20 protein-coding genes are annotated in these 22223 nt (G+C 35.1%); 11 read left to right on the top strand and 9 right to left on the bottom strand.

Features of this window, described 5'->3' with window-relative positions:
- Nucleotides 1–12: 12 nt before the first annotated feature.
- Nucleotides 13–645: a 7-carboxy-7-deazaguanine synthase QueE gene (locus DFQ03_RS05290; protein ID WP_133672115.1), complete on the bottom strand. Its 633-nt coding sequence runs from the start codon at nucleotides 643–645 to the stop codon at nucleotides 13–15.
- Nucleotides 646–816: 171 nt separating this feature from the next.
- On the opposite strand from DFQ03_RS05290, the gene DFQ03_RS05285 reads away from it, so the two are divergent.
- The 5 genes from DFQ03_RS05285 to DFQ03_RS05265 all read left to right on the top strand — a co-directional run bounded on the left by DFQ03_RS05285 (nucleotide 817) and on the right by DFQ03_RS05265 (nucleotide 4522).
- A complete protein-coding gene (locus DFQ03_RS05285) occupies nucleotides 817–2322 on the top strand; it encodes a helicase HerA-like domain-containing protein (protein ID WP_133672113.1) in 1506 nt (501 codons plus the stop codon).
- Between the two features lie 3 nt (nucleotides 2323–2325).
- Nucleotides 2326–2880 carry a hypothetical protein gene (locus tag DFQ03_RS05280; RefSeq protein ID WP_133672111.1) on the top strand — a complete coding sequence of 185 codons (555 nt, stop codon included), beginning with the start codon at nucleotides 2326–2328 and terminating at the stop codon, nucleotides 2878–2880.
- Between the two features lie 65 nt (nucleotides 2881–2945).
- Nucleotides 2946–3785, top strand: coding sequence for an alpha/beta fold hydrolase (locus tag DFQ03_RS05275; RefSeq protein WP_133672110.1), 840 nt, complete (start codon nucleotides 2946–2948; stop codon nucleotides 3783–3785).
- 57 nt (nucleotides 3786–3842) lie between these two features.
- Complete coding sequence (locus tag DFQ03_RS05270; RefSeq protein ID WP_133672108.1) at nucleotides 3843–4094, top strand: DUF7218 family protein; 252 nt, start codon at nucleotides 3843–3845, stop codon at nucleotides 4092–4094.
- Nucleotides 4095–4096: 2 nt separating this feature from the next.
- Nucleotides 4097–4522 (top strand): VOC family protein, encoded by a 426-nt coding sequence (locus DFQ03_RS05265; RefSeq protein ID WP_133672106.1) that lies wholly within the window; start codon nucleotides 4097–4099, stop codon nucleotides 4520–4522.
- 199 nt (nucleotides 4523–4721) lie between these two features.
- Here the strand turns inward: DFQ03_RS05265 and DFQ03_RS05260 are convergent, their stop codons facing one another.
- From DFQ03_RS05260 to DFQ03_RS05250, 3 genes are all read right to left on the bottom strand, one after another.
- Nucleotides 4722–6359: a hypothetical protein gene (locus DFQ03_RS05260; RefSeq protein WP_133672104.1), complete on the bottom strand. Its 1638-nt coding sequence runs from the start codon at nucleotides 6357–6359 to the stop codon at nucleotides 4722–4724.
- 205 nt (nucleotides 6360–6564) lie between these two features.
- Entirely contained in the window at nucleotides 6565–7536 is a 972-nt protein-coding gene (locus DFQ03_RS05255; protein ID WP_133672102.1) for an aldo/keto reductase, read from the bottom strand.
- Between the two features lie 130 nt (nucleotides 7537–7666).
- On the bottom strand, nucleotides 7667–9397 hold the full coding sequence (locus DFQ03_RS05250; protein WP_133672100.1) for an alpha/beta hydrolase-fold protein: 1731 nt from the start codon (nucleotides 9395–9397) through the stop codon (nucleotides 7667–7669).
- 115 nt (nucleotides 9398–9512) lie between these two features.
- Here DFQ03_RS05250 and DFQ03_RS18770 point away from each other — a divergent pair, with 115 nt between their 5' ends.
- Complete coding sequence (locus tag DFQ03_RS18770) at nucleotides 9513–9659, top strand: hypothetical protein (protein WP_166637436.1); 147 nt, start codon at nucleotides 9513–9515, stop codon at nucleotides 9657–9659.
- A gap of 50 nt (nucleotides 9660–9709) precedes the next feature.
- On the opposite strand, the gene DFQ03_RS05245 is transcribed toward DFQ03_RS18770, so the two are convergent.
- From DFQ03_RS05245 to DFQ03_RS05235, 3 genes are all read right to left on the bottom strand, one after another.
- Nucleotides 9710–10594, bottom strand: a complete 885-nt coding sequence (locus tag DFQ03_RS05245; RefSeq protein WP_133672099.1) for a bifunctional 5,10-methylenetetrahydrofolate dehydrogenase/5,10-methenyltetrahydrofolate cyclohydrolase — start codon at nucleotides 10592–10594, stop codon at nucleotides 9710–9712.
- A gap of 33 nt (nucleotides 10595–10627) precedes the next feature.
- A complete protein-coding gene (gene ffh, locus DFQ03_RS05240) occupies nucleotides 10628–11965 on the bottom strand; it encodes a signal recognition particle protein (protein ID WP_133672097.1) in 1338 nt (445 codons plus the stop codon).
- 233 nt (nucleotides 11966–12198) lie between these two features.
- Nucleotides 12199–13971: a hypothetical protein gene (locus tag DFQ03_RS05235; protein ID WP_243834425.1), complete on the bottom strand. Its 1773-nt coding sequence runs from the start codon at nucleotides 13969–13971 to the stop codon at nucleotides 12199–12201.
- A gap of 106 nt (nucleotides 13972–14077) precedes the next feature.
- Here DFQ03_RS05235 and DFQ03_RS05230 point away from each other — a divergent pair, with 106 nt between their 5' ends.
- The 3 genes from DFQ03_RS05230 (at nucleotide 14078) to DFQ03_RS05220 (ending at nucleotide 18202) form a co-directional block, all read left to right on the top strand.
- Entirely contained in the window at nucleotides 14078–14590 is a 513-nt protein-coding gene (locus DFQ03_RS05230) for an RNA polymerase sigma factor (protein WP_133672095.1), read from the top strand.
- A 200-nt stretch (nucleotides 14591–14790) separates the two neighbouring features.
- The gene (locus DFQ03_RS05225; RefSeq protein WP_133672093.1) at nucleotides 14791–15702 is read left to right on the top strand and encodes a FecR family protein; all 912 of its coding nucleotides are present in this window, start codon (nucleotides 14791–14793) and stop codon (nucleotides 15700–15702) included.
- Complete coding sequence (locus DFQ03_RS05220) at nucleotides 15683–18202, top strand: TonB-dependent receptor (RefSeq protein WP_133672091.1); 2520 nt, start codon at nucleotides 15683–15685, stop codon at nucleotides 18200–18202. Before DFQ03_RS05225 ends, DFQ03_RS05220 begins: the two co-directional genes overlap by 20 nt.
- Here the strand turns inward: DFQ03_RS05220 and DFQ03_RS05215 are convergent.
- Nucleotides 18193–19101: a Brp/Blh family beta-carotene 15,15'-dioxygenase gene (locus DFQ03_RS05215; RefSeq protein ID WP_133672089.1), complete on the bottom strand. Its 909-nt coding sequence runs from the start codon at nucleotides 19099–19101 to the stop codon at nucleotides 18193–18195. The two genes, DFQ03_RS05220 and DFQ03_RS05215, sit on opposite strands and share 10 nt — an antisense overlap.
- Before the next feature lie 26 nt (nucleotides 19102–19127).
- On the opposite strand from DFQ03_RS05215, the gene DFQ03_RS05210 reads away from it, so the two are divergent.
- Entirely contained in the window at nucleotides 19128–19826 is a 699-nt protein-coding gene (locus DFQ03_RS05210) for a bacteriorhodopsin-like (RefSeq protein WP_133672087.1), read from the top strand.
- Between the two features lie 74 nt (nucleotides 19827–19900).
- Here DFQ03_RS05210 and argS read toward each other — a convergent pair whose 3' ends face one another.
- On the bottom strand, nucleotides 19901–21682 hold the full coding sequence (argS, locus tag DFQ03_RS05205) for an arginine--tRNA ligase (protein WP_133672085.1): 1782 nt from the start codon (nucleotides 21680–21682) through the stop codon (nucleotides 19901–19903).
- A 115-nt stretch (nucleotides 21683–21797) separates the two neighbouring features.
- On the opposite strand from argS, the gene DFQ03_RS05200 reads away from it, so the two are divergent.
- Nucleotides 21798–22223: a hypothetical protein gene (locus tag DFQ03_RS05200; RefSeq protein ID WP_133672083.1), complete on the top strand. Its 426-nt coding sequence runs from the start codon at nucleotides 21798–21800 to the stop codon at nucleotides 22221–22223.

Here is a 22223-nt window from a genome sequence, read left to right as displayed (position 1 = left end):
GAATAGTATATTTTAAGGAATATTCAAGTACTTATGCGTTTGCAATGAAACTTTCCATTTCGGGTTGTTCATTACATAATCAACGATCATTGGCACTACCTTATCTCTAACACTCCATTCTGGCTGCAGGTATAAAATGCAATTAGCGTTAGTTTGCGCAGCTTGCTCTTCAGCAAAAATTAAATCGTGCTTGTTATAAACAATAACCTTGAGCTCATGCGCTTCATCGTAGATACGACCTTCAGGTAATTTATTTTTCTTTGGTGAAAGACATATCCAATCCCAATCGCCAGAAAGTGTATAGGCACCAGAAGTTTCAATATGAGTTTTAAGACCTTTATTTTTTAGTGCTGTTGTAATCGGGGTCATATCCCACATTAAAGGCTCACCACCAGTAATAACAATAGTATCAGAATACTTAGCGGCATTATCAACAATTTGCTTGATAGCAGTAGGCGGATGCGTTTCCGCATTCCAGCTTTCTTTTACATCGCACCAATGGCAACCAACATCACACCCGCCAACACGAATAAAGTAAGCCGCGGTTCCCTTATGAAAGCCTTCACCCTGTATGGTGTAAAACTCTTCCATTAAGGGTAAATACACCCCTTTATTTACTTTCTCAAGTACCTCCTCATTTTTCATTCGGCAAAGATACGTTTTAGTTGACAAATTCTATTAGAAGTAGGCATCGGTAAATTCTGCTCTCAAACATGCACTGTTAGTACATTAAATGTTAAAAAGTTGTGATATTTAAGACTGGTCTAGTCTTTTGGTTTGGTTAAAAATCCCCTATTTTTATCGAAAATATATATAATGGCCGGTACCGAAGAATTTTTTGACCATATAGAAAAAGGATATTCCACAAAAGGAGATTACATAAATATGGGCGCAGCAATGCTTAACGGCGAAGCTATAAAAGATGCTTTTGTAAAAATTCCGTTGAAAACATTAAACAGGCACGGTCTTATTGCAGGCGCTACAGGTACAGGTAAAACAAAGACGTTGCAGGTATTGGCAGAAAATTTATCTGACAAAGGTATACCGGTTATGTTGATGGATTTAAAAGGTGATTTGAGCGGACTGGCACAACCTAGTCCTGGTCACGCAAAAATTGACGAACGCCATGCAAAAATTGGCTTCCCTTTTGAAGCAAGTAGTTTCCCTGTAGAAATACTTTCATTGTCTGAACAAGACGGTGTTAAATTAAGAGCTACGGTTTCAGAATTCGGACCTGTTTTATTATCAAGAATATTAGACCTTTCAGATACACAATCGGGCATTGTATCTGTAGTTTTCAAATATTGCGATGACCAGAAAATGCCTTTGTTAGATTTAAAAGATTTCAAAAAAGTATTACAATATGCTACCGGTGCTGGCAAAGCGGATTTCACTAAAGAATATGGTAGAATCTCAACAAGTTCTACAGGTGCCATTCTTAGAAAAATCATTGAGCTGGAACAGCAGGGTGCAGAGTTGTTCTTTGGAGAAAAGTCCTTTGATGTAAACGACCTTACGCGCATAAACGAAGAAGGAAAAGGATATATCAACATTTTAAGATTGACCGATATTCAAGACAGACCTAAGTTATTCTCGACATTTATGTTGAGCTTACTGGCAGAAATATATGACACCTTCCCAGAACAGGGCGATAGCGACAAACCAGAATTAATTCTTTTTATAGACGAGGCGCACCTTATTTTCAAAGAAGCTTCAAAAGCATTGTTAGATCAAATAGAAAGTATTGTTAAACTGATTCGTTCAAAAGGAATCGGTTTGTATTTTGTAACCCAAAATCCAACAGATGTACCAAATGACGTATTATCTCAATTAGGTTTAAAAGTGCAACATGCATTAAGGGCTTTTACCGCTAGAGATAGAAAAGCGATCAAATTGACGGCTGAAAACTATCCTGAATCTGAGTACTACGATACAAAAGAAGTACTTACCTCTTTGGGTATTGGTGAGGCATTGATATCTGCCTTAGATGAGAAAGGTAGACCCACACCTCTTGCAGCAACATTATTACGTGCACCAATGAGCCGTATGGATGTCTTGACAGATAAAGAATTAAAAGAAGTAAATGACAGATCTTCATTAGTAAAAAAATATGGTGAGGTCATTGATAGAGAAAGTGCTTATGAAATTCTGAATGAAAAAATAGAAACTGCAGAAAAGTTAGCGGAAAAAGAAAAGAATAAACCGGCTGCGAGAAAAACATCGAGAAGAACAAGTACAAGACAAAATCCGGTAATTAAAGTTTTAACAAGCGCAACTTTTATTAGAGGTGTACTTGGAGTATTAAAAAAAGTGATGAGATAGCATATGAATTTTAGATATACCCTATTATTAATTTTGTGTGGTGGTTTACTAATAACTTGCACTGATGAGAAAAATACAGATTTTCAAATATCTGGTGACCAAGTTGGTAGATTATCGAAGCAAAGCTTAGCACGCGATATTGAATTAATTTTCGAAAAAGACTCGGTAGTACAGGATACCGTTAAGCTAAATTTCGGTAATGGAGCCAGTAAAATAAAGATTTTTGAAAGAGGTGGCACCTTATTATTGACCTTAACACCGAATAACGATAGCATCGCCACTATACAGAATGTAATGGTCAATGATGAACGATTCGTTACAGATAAGGGTATATCTAAACTGAGTACTTTCAAAGAAATACGAGAAAACTACCCTATTAAAAAGATCATTAGCGCAATTAATAATGTAGTGGTTTTACTAAAAGATAGTGACCTATATTTTACCATAGATAAAAAAGAATTGCCAGAAAGCCTTCGATATAACGCCAATAGCACAATTGAAGAGGTACAAATACCAGATACTGCGAAAGTAAAATATATGATGGTAGGTTGGGATTGATATTCTTAAATCCTTCAAATTCGATATCCTACGGATAACTTTTATACATTTCAAAATTTTATCAGGTGCCAGTATTCCTTCAAAAGCTTATACCGAAATTAATTGGTTTCTACTTTAACATCGTTGTATGGTTTTCGCCAAAAAAAGCGGCCTATAAGGCATTTTTAGTTTTTATAAAAGTTAGAAAAGGTCGTGTACTACCAAATCAAAAGGCATTTTTAGACCAAGCCAAATTAGAGGTGTTATCATTGGATGAAAATGAAATTCAAGTATACAATTGGTCGGGAACCAAAGAAACCGTTTTACTTGTCCATGGCTGGGAAAGTAATACCTGGCGATGGCACAAACTAATAGAAAAATTACGCCAAGCAGATTTCAATATAATTGCTTTTGACGCTCCTGCACATGGGTATTCTTCAGGCGAAATGTTACATGTACCACTTTACGCCGAAACTGTTCAACAGGTATTGACAAAATATGAACCAACAGTTGCTATAGGGCATTCAATGGGTGGCATGACCGTTCTGTATAATGAATCTATACACCCTAACGATACCATAGAAAAAATAGTAACTATTGGCTCTCCTTCTGAATTTCATGAAATACTAGCTCATTACAAAAAATTACTCGGCTTTAACAAAAAAGTTTTGACAGCACTCGAGAATTTGGTGTATGCTAAATTCAAATTTACGGTTAAAGAATTTTCAAGTTCCAAATTTGTTGAGAGCAACCACAAAAAAGGATTACTCTTTCATGACAAGTTTGATATAATCGCTCCGTACCACGCCTCTGTTGATGTCCATAAACATTGGATAAATAGCGAATTTATAAGTACTGAAGGATTAGGACACTCTATGCACCAAGATGGTGTAAACGAGAAGATAGTGTCTTTTTTAGAAGGATAATTTCTGATTGTATACAGCACACCAAAAAGTCACTTTTTATCTAATTTTAAAATAAAAATGGCAAAATTAAACAACATACCTCAAATACAAAATGAAGAACAATACGAAGCTTTAGTAGACAAAGGATATAGTAAAGAAAAAGCTGCGCGAATAGCAAATACTAAAGATGCCGGTAAGAAAGGTGGCGAAGCTTCCACTTATGAAAAAAGAACCAAAAAGGAACTTTATGACCAAGCTAAAGAAATTGGTATCGACGGACGTTCTAAAATGAGCAAAAAAGAGTTAATTTCAGCCTTAAGAAATAACTGATTATGCAAAACGTAACACCTTTCCACATTGCCATTCCTGTACATAACTTAGCGGAATGCAGAACCTTTTATAGAGATATCTTGAATTGTGAAGAAGGTCGTAGTAGCTACCATTGGGTAGATTTTAACCTATTCGGTCATCAATTGGTGATACACTACAAGCCTAAATCTGAGACGGAAAGCGTTCACCATAATCCCGTAGATGGTCATGACGTACCTGTGCCGCATTACGGGGTAGTTTTACCATGGGATATTTTTCAAAATTTCTCTGAAGAATTAAAATCGAAAGGTGTGGAATTTGTCATTGAGCCTTATGTGCGTTTTGAAGGAAAAGTTGGTGAACAAGCTACCATGTTTTTCTATGACCCAGCCGGTAATGCATTAGAGTTCAAAGCTTTTAAAGATATGGGGCAGTTATTTGCGAAGTGATATTTAATTTAAATAATTATTATAACAATCTTAACACCATACATTTACCATGCCATATGAATAATGATAACTGCTTCCCATTTACAGTCAGAAACATAAATATTCCTTTACACTTAAAAATTCCGAAGAAAAAAATATAATTTCTTAAAAACAAATGACTCAGTAAAAATCATTAGACTAAACAATACTACTCCCAAAATCAATCACCGTTCGAAGAAATTAATGCTGTTCTAAGTGTGAAAATATCTACAGGTCCTGCATTGTAAGGTCGAGGAATTAATCCATTATTACCAAACAACAACTGCTCATATTCTAAATCTCCTGAGGAACCTATGAAAGTTACACTTTCTATATCCGGTGTTTTTATTGATTCTAATTCAAAAAAACTAGCCGAAGCGAGCGATTTTATGACTTCAGGAAATTCAAACGACTTAATATTAAGGTTGACCTCATTTTCATTTTTATGGAAATATTCCCATCTCACTGTTTTATTATCAATTGGCAATCTTTTTATTGTTAACAAATGGAACAAATCGAAATCGCCATTTAAAGTGATTAATTCTCCATTTTTTTGACCACTCCAATTAGGGATTTCAATAGTTTTTTCTCCAACTACAGAAGCTTCCATACTAGTATAAGCATTAACAGGAAAGGAAATTTTACTTATTATAAAACCAAATTCATTTATTAGAGGAATTTCAATTGTTTTTTTATTAAAATTACGTGGTGACTCAGAAAACATTGTTGAATAGTTTTGCTGATTCATTGCCGATTCATTCTTGAATCCAGTAACAGATAACGAGTATCTTTCTACATTATCAGGCAAATAAATATATCCTATATTATCTGGAGGCAAAAATTGGGAGAATGAAATTGACTGTTCATTAGAAGTATCTACAAACAAATACCTATAGTCTTGTAACTTTATTTTATCAAAACTAGAATTTAAAGTCGAGTTTGTAGTATGAAGTAAAATATCCTCAACATTCGCGTTCCTTGAAACATTCCCAAATAAATTACTTTTAAAACCATTTGGTTCTTCTACAACATCAGTAGTGAAGACTTGAGCAAAAGAATCCCATCCATTTCTATAATTTCCAAGAAGTGAATTAGCTATATTTTCAAATTCGAACTCTTGAACTTCAATCGAAAAATATTCCGTAGGGCTATTAGGATTATATGTGTTTTCCGTAAAAGTTCCAGATTTTTTTTGATATTCGATTAAGTCAGTTCCTGGCTCAATATTAAAAATAGATTTTATCTCTGAAAAAACTCCATTATCTGCACCTAACAATATATATGAGGTTATTATAATTGGTTGTTCCGTAAAATTATCATCTGCATACAATTTTACATTTCCAAAATCCTTAGAAACTTCTACATTAGTTAATAATTCACCAGACATGCTATTTGCCGAAATAAAAACTCTACCATTACCCATTAAATGGGGAGAGGCTATACTTGCTAAAAATTTTTTAATTATTGTAGTAACTTCAAATTTAGTTTCATTGCCATCTTCATCGACAGAATAAAAAACAAATTTATTTTCACCTACAGGATAGTCAAAAGGGTTTATCTCAAACTTGAAATTCTTATCCGAATTTTCTAGTATTTTTTCTCCATTTACTATTAGCCTATTGTTTACAATTTCTGAATCATCAATTATTTCAATAGATATTTGTGTGGCAACTTCAATTTCTGACGTAAAACCTTTTATGGAAATTTTTGGAGCATTCTCATCTTCTCCATTAAATTCACTAATGTTTTCTTCCGGGTCACAAGAAATAGCAACAAATACAATTAAGGCAATAAGTAGTCGAAAAGGGTAGCGAAACATATTTTTTTTCTTAAGTGGAATTTTGATTATAAAGCATTTATAAACTTAATTTACACAAAAGAACGTTTATTAATAAACTTGTATTGTGTTGTTTAGTTCTAAACTTAAAGCTAATTGATTTTAAACAATTAAATTAACCCAAAGATTGTTTCAAAATATCCAATATGGATATAATATTACCTAACTTCACGTTCTAAATACAATCCTACTGAGACCAAGAAGTCGGTACTCTATCCCAACGGTGCTTTTTTAATTCTTCATATAGTTCTGAAGGCAAGCCGTTTCCGTCACTCGTTGCTGTATTCGCCAATACATTACGTTGTTTACGCATACCAGGTATGGTAGTACTTACATTATCGTTCATCAAAATAAAACGAAGTGCCATTTCTGCCATCGTCATACCTTCAGGTATTAACGGTCGTAAAGCATCTGCATGTTCTACCGAAGAAATTAAATTTTCCGGCACAAAATAGGTACCTCGCCAATCGCCTTCCGGAAAAGTAGTTTCTTTTGTTATATTCCCTGTCAATGTTCCTTCATCAAAAGGAACACGAGCTACGGTTGCAATATCCAGCTCTTTACAAAGTGGAAAAAGTTTATCTACTGGTGCTTGGTCGAATATGTTATAAATAACCTGTACGGCATCTATCAATCCTGTTTTTAAAGCTTTGATTCCGTTTTCTGGCTCCCAACGGTTCATACTAATACCCATTGCTGCGACTTTACCTGAAGTCTTTAAATCTTCAATTGCCCTTTGCCATTCTTCTCTGTCGCTCCAACCGTCATCCCAAGTATGAAACTGCATTAGGTCTATTTGCTCCAAGTTCAAATTCTTCAATGTCTTATGGGTGTATTCCATAATATGCTCGGTAGGGTAAGAATCTTCAAAGGTATACTCAGGTTTTGCTGGCCATTGAAAGTTTTTTGGTGGAATTTTACTTGCCGTATACAACTTTTTAGAAGTATGTCTCTTTACCAACTGCCCCAATAACTCCTCACTATGTCCTTCACCGTAACCCCAAGCGGTATCAAAAAAATTGACCCCGTTTTCAACAGCTAAATCTAAAGATTTGGCTGACTGTGCATCGTCACTAGCCGTCCAACCGGCCATTCCCCACATTCCGTATCCTACTTCACTAACTTGCCAATCTGTTCTTCCGAATCTTCTGTATTTCATACTTTCCTTATGCTTTAATTATTTAATCTTGTTTTGCCTAGTTTAGCATTTTCGCCTTTCTAATCTCACCGCTTCTCGATACAAATTTATCGTACCTCAAAATTCACTCGAAATGAGCTTATTATTACATTTATTTATATCTCCAACTCGTTAAATCTGCTCCTTTTGGTGCGGTTTTCTCTATACGTTCGATAATTTTTGGTACGTACATAGTATTGTACCTTAATCGGGTAATAGCATTTGGCTGATCTGGATCTCCGTTCCAACAATGTTCATCTCGGTCTCCATATTTCACCTCACCTTCATAATATGGATCCGTAGTACTTTCCAAGAAATCTTCCATTAGGTATACAGCATTATTAAGGTAGTAATTATCCATATCACCGCAGTAAATATGAATTTTACCCTTTAAGTTCTCTCCTAGTTTATCCCAATCGCGTTCTAGAATATGTCTTAAATCGAAATTCTCTTTCCAATATTCTGCTACTTTATGATCTATTTCACCCGTCTTTTTATCCCAAATTCGTTGCGGATAACCATCTTTACCTTGAGGAGAATAGGTTGCTTCCCAAATATCCCATTGTTGACCAGATCTAGATTTATCTCCCAATACCAACTCCAGATGATTGCCTTGCCTTAAGGTAGATTGAATTTGACCTAGGTAATTTCTATGTGAAGGCACCTCCAATTTCTTATGTTCACTTGGGTAGTAATACGCATTTTTATCTTTATAAATATTGGTTAAGGTATATGCCCTAAAATCAATGGGATCTGGGCAAGCCGCAAAACAACCGTTGTACTCATTCGGGTATTTTACTTGTACTGCCAAAGCTTCCCAACCGCCAGTTGAGCCTCCATAAAGAAAACGGGACCAACCTTCTCCCATTCCCCTGAACCGTTTTTCTATTTCAGGAATCAATTCATAGGTTATAGCATCTCCATACGGACCTTGACTGGCTGAATTTACCGCATAAGAATCATCATAATACGGCGTAGGATGCTGAATTTGTAGTACGATAAATCTTGGAAAATCAGGCTCGTTCCAACGCTTATAAAAATCATATGCTTCTTGTTGTTGAATAATATTATATCCATCCAAACTAAAACGTTCTGAATATTCTGGTTTCATTTTAGGGTCTGGAGGCGTAGTTCTAAATCCGCCAAAATCTGAAGGAAAATGTCCGTGAAAAACCATCAAAGGATATTTAGCTTCGGGATGTTCTTCAAATCCCTTTGGCAATAGCACATGTGCCCCCAAAAATATATCTCTTCCCCAGAATTCGGATAAATTTTCAGATTTCACCTTTATGTGTTTTATCCATTTGGTATCTTCGGGCTCTTCGATTGGCGGAATCACTTGATCCAATTCTACCGACACATTTTCAAAACCGTTACTGGCAACTCTTATTTTAAATGGCTTGCTATATAAATTACCTGGAGATTTCTGCCACTGTTGTCCTTCACCATTATCCATAGGCAACTTTACCGTATGCCCAGTAGATAAATTAAAGGTTTCATATACATTTAATAGCGCCTGTACATTATACTCGCCCGGTGGAACATCTTTTAAACTTTCATATGGATACCCAAAAACAGACTCATCAAAAGTTAAAACAGAATCTTTAGCCCAATTCTCCACATTCACTCCAAATATCAGTTGTGTGTTGAGTCCGTCATTAATTTGAAACCTTGGTTCATCGCTATCATCGGTAGAAAGCATAAGCAGCAATCGACCATCTTTAGCCAGCGAATCTACCTCAGCTGAATAACTTACCTTGATAGAATATTTGGGTTCTAATTTAGATTGCTCACAACCCATTATAAAACCAACGACCGCTAGAATAAAAAGAATTTTTCTCATATCGATAAATGTTTCACAAAAGGTACAGTATTCTCTATTCACATCAAATACCAAGACTATAATTTCAACGTTTTATATACCTAAGCCTACTTAATTGCACCCAAAAATCTATGCTATGAAAAAATTATTATATGTTTTTTTAATCGGAGTTTCAATAACAGTACTAGCCAGTTGCGATTATGACGATAGTAATGATATTGATATTTTAACACCTAATGACACAACCGAAACAGGAGTGGCTATCAAGAAATTACCTGCATAAAAAAAGCCCCACAATACTATTGCAAGGCTTTTCATCAATTTCATAAAAAACTAGTTTCTACTTCTGTGTCTCTCACGTGCTAACAATGTATTTTTCAATAGCATTGCAATAGTCATAGGACCAACACCACCTGGAACTGGAGTAATATATGATGCTTTTTTACTTACATTTTCAAAATCAACATCACCAGTAATGTAGTATCCTTTTTCTTTTGTTTCGTCTGGTACTCTGGTAATACCTACATCGATTACTACAGCATCATCTTTCACCATTTCCGCTTTTAAGAACTTTGGCACTCCCAATGCAGAGATTACAATATCTGCTTGAGATATGATCTGTGTAATATTTTTAGTGTGACTATGGGTAAGTGTTACGGTCGAGTTACCTGGCCATCCTTTTCTACCCATTAAAATACTCATTGGTCTACCTACAATATGACTACGACCAATAACTACCGTATGTTTACCTTTTGTATCTACCTTGTAGCGCTCCAATAATTCAAGGATACCGAACGGAGTAGCAGGTATGAATGTACTCATATCCAAAGCCATTTTACCGAAGTTGGTAGGGTGAAATCCGTCAACATCCTTATCTGGATCTACGGCCATAATTACCTTTTGGGTATCTATTTGTTCTGGTAACGGTAATTGAACAATAAAGCCATCGATATCATCATCAACGTTCAATTCTTTAATCTTCTTCAATAATTCTTGCTCAGAAGTGGTACTCGGCATTTGAATTAAGGTAGACTCAAAACCGATACGTTCGCAAGAACGAACTTTACTGCCTACATAGGTTAAACTAGCGCCATCACTACCGACAATAATTGCTGCCAAGTGTGGTACTTTTTCACCACGTTCTCTCATCTTGGCTACTTCGGCCTTGATTTCTTCTTTTATTTCGTTGGATACTTTTTTACCATCCAATAATTCCATATCCGTCTCTTTTTAAGTTGTGTTGTTCGGTTGTTATTTCATTCCTTTCATGGCGCCCATCATCTGCATCATTTTCTTACCGCCACCGCCTTGCATCATTTTCATCATCTTGCTCATTTGATCAAACTGCTTTAAAAGCTGGTTGATTTCTTGAACCTCTCTACCTGATCCTTTTGCAATACGCTTTTTTCTACTTGCATTTAATTTGGATGGTGTAGAACGCTCCTCCGGAGTCATAGAATAAATGATAGCTTCTATATGCTTAAAGGCATCATCGTCAATATCTAAACCTTTTAGGGCTTTTCCTGCACCAGGAATCATCCCCATAAGGTCTTTCATATTACCCATCTTCTTGATTTGCTGAATTTGACTCAGAAAATCATCGAATCCGAATTTATTCTTGGCAATCTTCTTTTGAATCTTTCTAGCTTCTTCTTCATCGAACTGCTCTTGGGCTCTTTCAACAAGCGATATAACATCACCCATGCCCAAAATACGATCTGCCATACGTGATGGATAGAAAACATCAATAGCTTCCATCTTCTCACCTGTACCAATAAACTTAATTGGCTTATCTACAACCGACTTAATAGAAATAGCTGCTCCACCACGGGTATCACCATCTAATTTGGTTAAGATAACCCCATCAAAATTCAAAATATCGTTGAAGGCTTTTGCCGTATTCACAGCATCCTGCCCTGTCATAGAATCTACTACGAACAAGGTCTCTTGCGGTTGAATCGCTTTATGAATGTCAGATATCTCTGCCATCATTTTCTCATCTACCGCCAAACGACCAGCGGTATCAATAATCACTACATTAAAACCTTCTGCCTTTGCCTTAGCAATACCTGCTTGAGCTATAGAAACCGGATCGGTATTTTCTCTATCAGAATATACAGGAACATCTATCTGTTCACCAACTACATGCAACTGATCTATTGCCGCCGGACGATAAACATCACAAGCTACCAATAATGGTTTTTTAGATTTTTTTGTCTTTAAGAAGTTTGCAAGTTTACCAGAAAAGGTTGTCTTACCTGAACCCTGTAAACCGGACATTAAAATAACCGATGGATTACCAGATAGATTAATACCTTCAGATTCACCACCCATTAATTGAGTAAGCTCATCTTTTACGATCTTGACCATTAACTGACCAGGTTGTAAAGTTGTCAATACATCTTGCCCCAATGCCTTTTCTTTTACCCTATTGGTAAATTCTTTGGCTATTTTAAAGTTGACATCCGCATCCAATAAGGCTCGGCGTACTTCTTTGGTAGTCTCTGCAACATTAATTTCTGTAATCTGACCATGTCCTTTTAGTACATGTAAAGCCTTATCTAGCTTATCGCTTAAATTATCGAACATTCTTTTCTTTTTTAAGGGGTTACAAATTTAATAATATCAGCGTAAATTCAGTAGCAAGTACCATAAAATAAACAAAACAAAAGAGCACCCATTATAAAATGGATGCTCTAAACTTAGTTGTGGGGCAAAAAAGGAATTACATTTTCATAAACTCCCAAGTTAAAACCTCCATCAATACCGCCAACGAGGCCCAACTCTTTACTGTTGACGGTATATTTCTGGATGTTCTAATCTTACTCTCTTTCTAAGACCAAATGATCATATAAACCTGTTTCATTCTCATGTTTCAGCTCTATTCTCATTTCATCTATCTCCAGAATCTGGTAATCATTGGCCAATGGCAGGTAATTACTACCAGTTTCAAAAGCAATAATCATTTCTAATTTACCGGTAAAAGCATTTCTGTATACAAACCAATTTCCGGCACTGAATACATCACCGTTTAAGTTTCTTACTTCCAACGTTCCATCATTTTCCATGTATAACTTTACATCTGTATAAAGCGCTGTAGACTCATCATTATTTTCTGCGAAGTAAGCCACGTCCCATGCTGTATTATCAAACATATTCTTAATGAAAGTGATATCTTCTTCCTCATCGTCATCATCAATACATTTTTTAACGATAACCAATTCATAGAAAGTCTCCTCAACATTGAACTTTATTATTCTATCTTTTAAATCGCTTAACAACCATTCAAAACTTACGGCATTCTCATCGCCCATAGTAATCGCAACTACAAAACGACCTTGAGCATTGGTAGTAATTGCCCATGTTCCTTCAGAAACAGTAGTGTCATTCGAAAGGGTTATTACACCTTCTGCCTGAAATTCAAACTCGCCACCTAATAATCTATTGATTTGTTCGCCGTTATTCTTTACTCTTTTAATGACCCAAGTACATTCTCTCAATATTTCGGTTACACCCTCAGTAGTTAACTCCAACAAATCTTCTTCACAGAATTGCTTCATGACAACACGGTTACCATCACCGTTATAAAGTTTTATTCTATCATCACCTAAGTCGTACACATTCCACTCTAAGTTAAATTCTGTAGATGCTTCAAATTCCATCGTAAGTTTTGCTCCATCATCACCAACTGTTGTACTCCATGTACCTTCAACCACAGTTGCACCGTTAAACCCAGTACTTACCGTACCGTCTTCTTTAAAGTTTAAAATGTAATTTACGTATTGCGGAGTCTGGTCTTCATCGTTTCTTTTGAATTCTGTTACGAACCATACACACTTAATCAATTCAGCTTTCAATTCATCTTGGTTGAAATCGTCATCGTTGTAATCATCGTCGTCATCTTCATCACAATCGTCTTTTGCATTCTCTATCGCGATAGCCAATTCTTCATTACTTTCAACTACGATGGTAGTATTGTCAGACAATTTTAAGGTCACCGGAAAATCAAAACTTATAAGGTTATCGTCCCCTAAATCTTTGAAGAACAAACGCAACTCGCGATCACTAGCGACCTCAACAGTACTGGTCTGCTCTAAGTTGACGTTAAAGGTGAATAGTGTCATAGGATATACAAAATCTATACATTCTATATCATCATCTTCGCCGCCTTCTTTACAATCTGCAGCTAATAAGCGTAACTCATCTAAACTGTTAATAGTAATTTCAGAGAAGTCACCTGCAGTAATTGTTATAGGAAAAATTATATCTAGAAGGTTTTCATCATCTTCTACACTATCAAAAATTTCTTCTATTTGCTCAATATTTTCTTCAGAATCGATGGTAAGTATTAAACCGTTAACTTCAACCGTATACGGAAAATTGATTTGAAAGCAACTAGTACCATCAACGATATTATCCCAAGAACCATCGTTAGAACTGGTACGTTGAATTAAATCTGCCGTAGAAGAATTTGCTGTAATCGCAGTTGGCTCTTCACCGTTATTAATTTCTTCGATTTCATCTTGACAAGCGGTAAAGCTCAGTACAATTGTTAGTAGGCTAACGTACATTGCATATTTGAAATATTTTTTCATAATGACTTGGAATTGTTTGTTATTATGCTTCTAAAACAATCGACTTTAAAAATACCCTACCTCTTTTTTAATTTTTTTTCAAATATCTTTGGTAAAAATCAATCTATTGAAAGCTGACCAACAATTAAATGTGTGCGAAGAGCAGGTTTACAAAAGGGTTTTTAACGAAACGTCTAAAACCATCTTCAATTATATTTATTACAAATTTGGCAATGAAGAAAAAGCCAATGATGCTGTACAAGAAGCATTTGTAAAGCTGTGGGAGAATTGTGCCAAAGTTGCACCAGAAAAAGCAAAATCATATTTATATACTGTTGCCAACAATCTTTACCTCAATGTTATTAAGGCAGAAAAAGTAAGGTTAAAATATGCCGATACTACTTTAAAGACCACAAATGAATCTCCGGAGTTTATTATGGAGGAAAATCAATTTAAGGAAAAATTGGATAATGCATTGAACAGCCTGCCAGAAAATCAACGCACCACTTTTTTATTGAATAGGATAGACGGAAAAAAATATGCAGAAATTGCCGAAATGGAAGGAGTAAGTGTAAAAGCGATAGAAAAAAGGATGCATTTGGCACTGAAAAGTTTAAGAGAGCAAATTGATGGGATATAGGTGAGTTAGTTAGTTAGTTAGTTAGTTAGTTAGTTAGTTAGTGAAAAAAATGCATTTCAATTATACAACACAACTATTTAATACTTTTTACTTAGTACTCTTAACCACCACCATTAACTTAATACTTAATACAAAAATAAAAAAATAAAAAAGTAGGGTATTCCTCTACATAGTTGTTATACTAAGACAAAGCTAAAAATATGCAAGACAATTACTTAGCAAAATGGCTTAATGATGAATTGACCGATGCCGAATTGGCGGAGTTCAAAAAGTCTGAAGCTTATGAAACATATCAGAAAATTAAGGCGACGGCTTCGCAGCTGGAATCGCCTGAATTTGATATGGATAAAGCATGGGAATCTATTGATCAAACGAAGACCGTAAAAGAAACCAAAGTATTTATTTTATCACCTTTTAAGAGATTTCTTCGTGTTGCTGCTGTAGTGGCCTTATTAATTGCTGGGTCATTCTTCTATTTAAGCACATTAAACGAATCTTTTTCTACGGAATATGCTGAGAACAAATTCATCACTTTACCAGATACCTCTGAAGTAATTTTGAACGCAGAATCTGAGTTAGCTTTTAGCAAGAATAAATGGGATACCAATAGAAATGTTGACCTTAAGGGTGAGGCTTATTTTAGAGTAGCAAAAGGAAAAAAATTCACTGTAGAAACTGCTCAGGGCCTGGTTACAGTATTAGGCACGCAATTTAATATAGAATCTAGAGAAAACTTTTTTGAGGTCACCTGTTTTGAAGGCTTGGTTAGTGTTACTATTAACGGTGAAGAAACCAAGTTACCTGCCGGAAATTCTTTAATGACAATAGCAGGAAACAGCACGATGTCTAAAGCTATGGTCAATGGCGAACCATCATGGTTATCTAAAGAGAGTTCTTTTAAAAGTATTCCGCTTCATTATGTTTTAGATGAGCTGCAACGACAGTTTAATGTTGAGGTCAACGCTAAAAATATTGATACTACTCAACTATTTACGGGATCTTTTAGCAATGAAAATTTAGAACTTGCCCTTAAAAGCATAAGCCTTCCTTTACAAATTAAGTTTAACTTAGATGGGAACAAAGTGCTGTTCTATGCTGAAGAAGCACCTTAATACTTTTACCACCTTATTTTTCTTGCTGATTTTCAGTGGGGCTAGTTATGCCCAGACCACAACAAAAGACAGTATAGCATTACGTGATTTCTTATCTGAACTAGAATCTAAGTTTAACGTAAAATTCTCTTATGCCGATACTGATGTTGATTCGGTTTACATCATAAAATTTAGCTCTAATGCTCTTGACGAAATTCTTAAAGACCTACGAGATGCAACCGGTATTACTATCAAAAAATTAAATGATCGTTACTACACACTAAATAAAACTACCACTATTTCTATCTGCGGTTTTGTTCTAGACAATTTTGAAGAAAACAATATCCCCGGCGCCACGGTAGAAATTTATGAATCTAATTTATCAGGCGTTACAGATGACAATGGTTCTTTCAGCTTTGAAAACGTACCTATCAATTCGTTAGTGCATATAAAACACCTCGGTTACAAACCCATTTTCATTGAAGCGAAAAAACTTGTAAAAACTACCGAATGTATAGCGATTGCGATGGCACTCAGCTATCAAGAATTAGAAGAAGTCATAGTAACCCAATTTTTAACAACGGGACTAAAGAAACTGGCTAACACAAATATTGAATTAAATTCATCAGAGTTCGGAATCTTACCTGGAGTTAGCGAACCAGACATACTGCAGACCGTACAGGCTTTACCCGGAATTAAAAGTGTTGACGAAACCGTTTCTGACATTAACATACGAGGCGGAACAAATGACCAGAATCTAATTCTTTGGGACGGAATAAAAATGTACCAAACCGGGCATTTTTTCGGATTAATATCTGCTTTTAATCCGTATGTAACTGAAAAAGTAACCATCATTAAAAATGGTACATCTGCTATTTACAGTGGTGGCGTGAGCGGAACTTTAAGTATGCGTGCCACCGACGAGTTACCTTTAAATTTTACTGGCGGAGCAGGATTAAATTTAATCTCGGGCGATGTTTTTGGCGAAATTCCAATTCAAGATAACATGGCGTTACAAGTATCTGCCCGTAGATCATATACAGATTTCTTAAACACCCCAACTTACTCGACATTCTCAGAAAAGGCATTTCAAGATACAGAAGTAAATAGTGAAAGTGAATTCTATTTTTATGATTTCACCGCTAAGTTTATATATGAAATCAATAAATATCAGAAAGCGAGTGTCAGTTTTATAAATATGAGTAATAATCTTAATTATTCTGAAATAACTAATGATACTCTTTCTCCTAACATAAGTAATCTGAATCAGGATAATTTTTCTATTGGTGGAGAATTACAAAGCGAATGGACAGATGTTCTTACATCACAACTAAGCTTTTATTATACTCAGTATGATTTGGACGCCTTATCCATATCCAACAATAATGCCCAACAATTGGAACAAAACAATCTAGTAAAAGAATCGAATATAAAATTCACTACCAAATACAAATTAAGAGAGAACCTAGCTTGGATAAACGGTTATGAATTTACCGAAACAGGAATTAAAAACACCACTAACGTTAATCAGCCACCTTTTGCAAGTAATATAAAAGGTGTTATCCGTAAACACGGATTATATAGCGAGGTATCCTACTGCTCAGAAGATGAAAAATTTAATGGGTTCATTGGTGGTCGATTAAACTATATTGAAAATCTTGATACGTTTCAAGAATACATAATTGAACCTCGCATTAATGTTAGCTATGAGCTGCTACCAAATTTTAAGACCGAAGTATTAGGCGAATATAAAAGTCAGGTTACCAATCAGATTATCGATTTGGAACAGAACTTTCTAGGGATTGAAAAAAGACGGTGGATACTTTCTGATGGTGATGCCCTGCCCATTACAAAAAGCAAACAAGGATCAATTGGCTTCAATTATGACATCAATACATTATATGTAGGCATAGATGCTTTTTACAAAGAAGTAAATGGTATTAATGTATATACACAGGGTTTCCAAAACCAGAATCAATTTGATGGTGAGATTGGCTCATACGTAGTTAAGGGAGCTGAATTCTTGATCAACACCAAGAATAACGACTATAGTGTTTGGCTTAGCTACACCTTTAACAAAAACGACTATACGTTCGATGTTTTGGTTCCAGCAACATTTCCAAACAATTTAGATGTTAGACATGCTATTACACTTGCAGGTAACTATACTGTTGGTAATCTTAAAATAGGAATGGGATTTAATTACAAATCAGGAAAACCCTTTACACAACCTGATGAGAACGACCCAATTAATGAAAACGTTTTCCCAACCGAAATAAATTACGAAGTACCAAATAGCAGCAGGCTAACCGAATATTTTAGGGCAGACGCATCTGCAAATTACACCTTAAAAATGGGCGATAAAATGAATGCTATTTTTGGCGTATCTGTATTAAATTTTACAAATAGGCAAAATACCCTAAACACCTATTACAGACTGCAAGATGATAATACAATTGAAACTATCGAACGCTTATCATTAGGCATTACTCCCAACGCAAGTTTAAGAGTTCAGTTTTGATTTTGATTCCACTTTTTAATCACCAACACATGAGGAAAAGTTATAGCCGCCAGAAAAGAGAAAAAGAAAGCTAAAGACTTTTCAAAATTATCTCTAAATATAAATAGCAAAAACAGTAATCCTGCAACAGAAATTAACCAATAAGGTAACGACCTTATCGTAAATGAGCGGAAGGAACTTTTGTTAATACCACCATGTAAAAAGAATATCTGGTCATAAAGGGAGGGAATTGAATGCCAAAAAATAAAATATATACTAAATCCCCATAGTAAAGAAGCTGTTTTAAAAACTACAAAAAATATTACTAAAAAAAATAGCTCTTTTATTGGGTTAATTTTTAAATCTTTCCTCAATACCAATATGAGACTAAGAGCTAATGTGCTTAGTCCGCTTAAAAGTAAGCCAATTTCAAATATAAAAATCGGAACAAAATAACCTGTTATATTTTTAATAATCTCAGATGTTGCTATATAATTTGAACTAAAAAGGAGAAAAAGGATAAAAGTACCATACGTAAAATAGAGCCCACTAATTTTACAGGATGTTCTAATCGTTTTAGAAATAAAATGTTGTTCTCCAAAATGATAACCACTAAAAAGTACAAACACTACCAATGCTAAGCTTGGCACGAAGTAAAAAATTAAAATACTGCAAAACACGAAAAGTATATAATATAACAGAATCTTCGTGTAAATTCTAGTTGATTTGTTTTTGTTTTTAGTCGTTTGAAGAAGGGTGAGATCATTTGCACCATGCAAAATTCCAAATGAAAGAACAAAAATATAGGACATAATATGCTCTATCATATCTTCAAAAATAACTGCCAACCACAACGAAAAGAATGTAGCTACAATAGCTAAACTTTCTATTTTGATTAAATCAACATACTTATTTTTCATTTTGTTTAATTTTATTGGTCACCAAAATGGTTCCTGATGATTATGTTGGTTTTACATTCTTTGTTGGTTGTATGGCCATGATGGCAGCATCTGCTTTCTTTTTCTTTTCGATGAATGATTTTGACCGTAAATGGAAAACCTCCATTTTAGTATCTGGTCTGATTACCTTTATTGCAGCAGTCCATTACTGGTATATGCGAGATTATTGGGCTACAGTAGGTGAATCCCCAACATTCTTTAGATATGTTGACTGGGTACTTACAGTACCACTAATGTGTGTTGAATTTTACTTGATTCTTAAAGTTGCTGGAGCAAAAAAATCGCTTATGTGGAAACTTATCGCCGCATCAATCGTAATGCTTGTCACTGGTTATTTTGGTGAAGCAGTATATAATACAGGAACTGGACCAGCTATTTGGGGTTTAATTTCAGGTCTTGCTTACTTCTATATTGTTTACGAAATATGGTTTGGTGGTGCAAAGAAATTAGCGGAACAAGCAGGTGGCGCCGTATTATCAGCACATAAAACCCTATGTTGGTTCGTACTTGTAGGGTGGGCAATATATCCACTAGGGTATATGGCTGGTACTCCAGGCTGGTATGAAGGTCTTGGGGACCTAGGTCTTAATATGGATGTTATTTACAACATCGGAGATGCCATAAATAAAATCGGGTTTGGACTTGTTGTATATGGTGCAGCAGTTTCCGCTAAAAAAACTTCATAACAATTTAGCAACTTATTTTAGTTAGTTAATAATTTTAGTTGCTATGAAAAAGATCGCTTCGGCGATCTTTTTTTTTACATACGCTCAGGCACTTCAACACCCAACAATCTAAATGCATCTTGTATTACCTCAGCTACTTTTTTAGATAACTGAACACGTAATACCTTTTTCTGATCATCAGATTCCCCCAAAATTGAAACTTGTTGGTAGAACGAATTAAATTCCTTCACCAAATCATATGTGTAGTTAGCAATCAACGCTGGACTATAATTCTCAGCTGCCAATTGAATTGTATCTGGGAAGATTTGAAGTTGTTTGATCAACTCCTTTTCCTTTGCGTGTAATTCTGTAACCTTGGCATCTTTTGAAATATCGATACCCATGCTTTCTGCCTTTCTTAAGATAGACTGAATACGTGCGTAAGTATATTGAATGAACGGACCTGTATTTCCTTGAAAATCAACCGACTCTTCAGGGTCGAACAAAATTCGTTTTTTAGGATCAACTTTTAATATGTAGTATTTTAAAGCACCTAAGCCAATCATCTTATACAGCGATTGCTTTTCGGTTTCGTTATAATCTTCAAGCTTGCCTAGTTCTTCAGAAATTGTAGCAGCAGTTTGGGTCATATCTGCCATTAGATCATCGGCATCAACAACAGTACCTTCTCTACTTTTCATTTTTCCGCTAGGCAAATCTACCATTCCGTAACTTAGGTGGTGTAATTTTTTAGACCAAGAGAATCCGAGTTTTTGTAGTATTAAGAATAATACCTTAAAGTGGTAATCTTGCTCGTTACCTACTGTATACACCATTCCGTTTACATCTGGGTGGTCTTTTACACGTTGTATAGCTGTACCAATATCTTGGGTCATATAAACCGCAGTACCATCTGAACGAAGCACAATTTTCTCATCCAATCCGTCTTCGGTCAAATCAATCCAAACACTACCGTCTTCCTTCTTAAAGAAAACACCTTTTTTTAATCCTTCTGCAACAACATCTTTACCTAAAAGATAGGTATCACTTTCATAATATAAGGTATCAAAATCAACACCCAAATTCTTATAGGTAACTTCGAAACCTTTGTACACCCAACCGTTCATGGTTTTCCAAAGTGCTACTGTTTCTTCATCACCAGCTTCCCATTTCAACAACATTTCTTGGGCTTCTAATAAAATAGGTGCTTCTTTTTCGGCAACTTTTTGATCAATACCTTCTGCTACTAATATTGCCACTTGTTCTTTGTAAGCTTTATCAAAAGCTACATAGTAATTACCAACTAGCTTATCGCCTTTGAGCCCTGTTGAAGCAGGCGTTTCTCCATTTCCGAATTTTTGCCAAGCTACCATGCTTTTACAAATATGGATTCCACGGTCATTAATAATCTGGGTCTTGTACACTTTCTTACCAGATGCCTTTAAAATTTCAGCAACGGAATAGCCCAATAAATTATTACGAATATGACCTAAATGCAAAGGTTTATTGGTATTTGGAGAAGAATATTCTACCATAACGGCATCATCGGACTCTTTTACATAACCGTAATGTTCTATGGAGGTAATTGAATTGAAGAAATTTAAATAATAACTATCATCAATAACGATATTCAAAAATCCTTTAATCACGTTAAAGCCTACAACAGCATCTACATGCTCTTGTAAATAAGAACCAATTTGCTCCCCAATTTGAACAGGATTCCCCTTTACCACGCGCAACATCGGGAAAACCACAATAGTGATATCTCCTTCAAAATCTTTACGTGTAGGTTGAAATTCTACATTTGGCAATTCCTTGTCAAAAATAGATTTTACCGCTTCTTTTACTTTATCTGATAGTACCTCTTGAATATTCACCAAAACGTTTAATTAAGGCTGCAAAATTAATCATTTTTTATGCTTTAAGGTGAACAGATGCGGCATTCATTCGGCATTTCGTTAACTTTAATGAAAACAGTGTAAGAAAACATACATGCTCGTAAACGTATCTTATAACAACAAATCGGTTTCCAAGAAAATTGACTCTGAAGTCGGCAAGCCTTTTACTTTAAAAGAAAGATGGGCATTGGGCGGTATAGGCTCCCCAAAACTTATCATTACAGAAACCAGTATTGACATAAGGAATTTACTGATTTTAGATAATAACAGAAATACCTGCAATATAGAAATGAGACCAAAAGGTATCATTGTTGGGTTCAGATCCTTATTAGAATCTTATGCCTTGGTGATACCCTATTACAAACTTTCCATATACAAAGGGCAGGCTTCAGTGTACTCCATTTACAAAGATCAATATTTTATAAAAGTGGAGTCCGATACAAAAGCGGTACAAAAATTCCTTAAAAAAATTATGGATTACAAGACCGATAATGCACCAACATCAATAGAAGATTTATAA

It is taken from the genome of Maribacter caenipelagi (genome assembly GCF_004364175.1).
Classification (GTDB): Bacteria; Bacteroidota; Bacteroidia; order Flavobacteriales; family Flavobacteriaceae; genus Maribacter; species Maribacter caenipelagi.
Note: the sequence above shows the minus strand (reverse complement) of the source record. Positions and strands in the feature narration are given on the sequence as shown.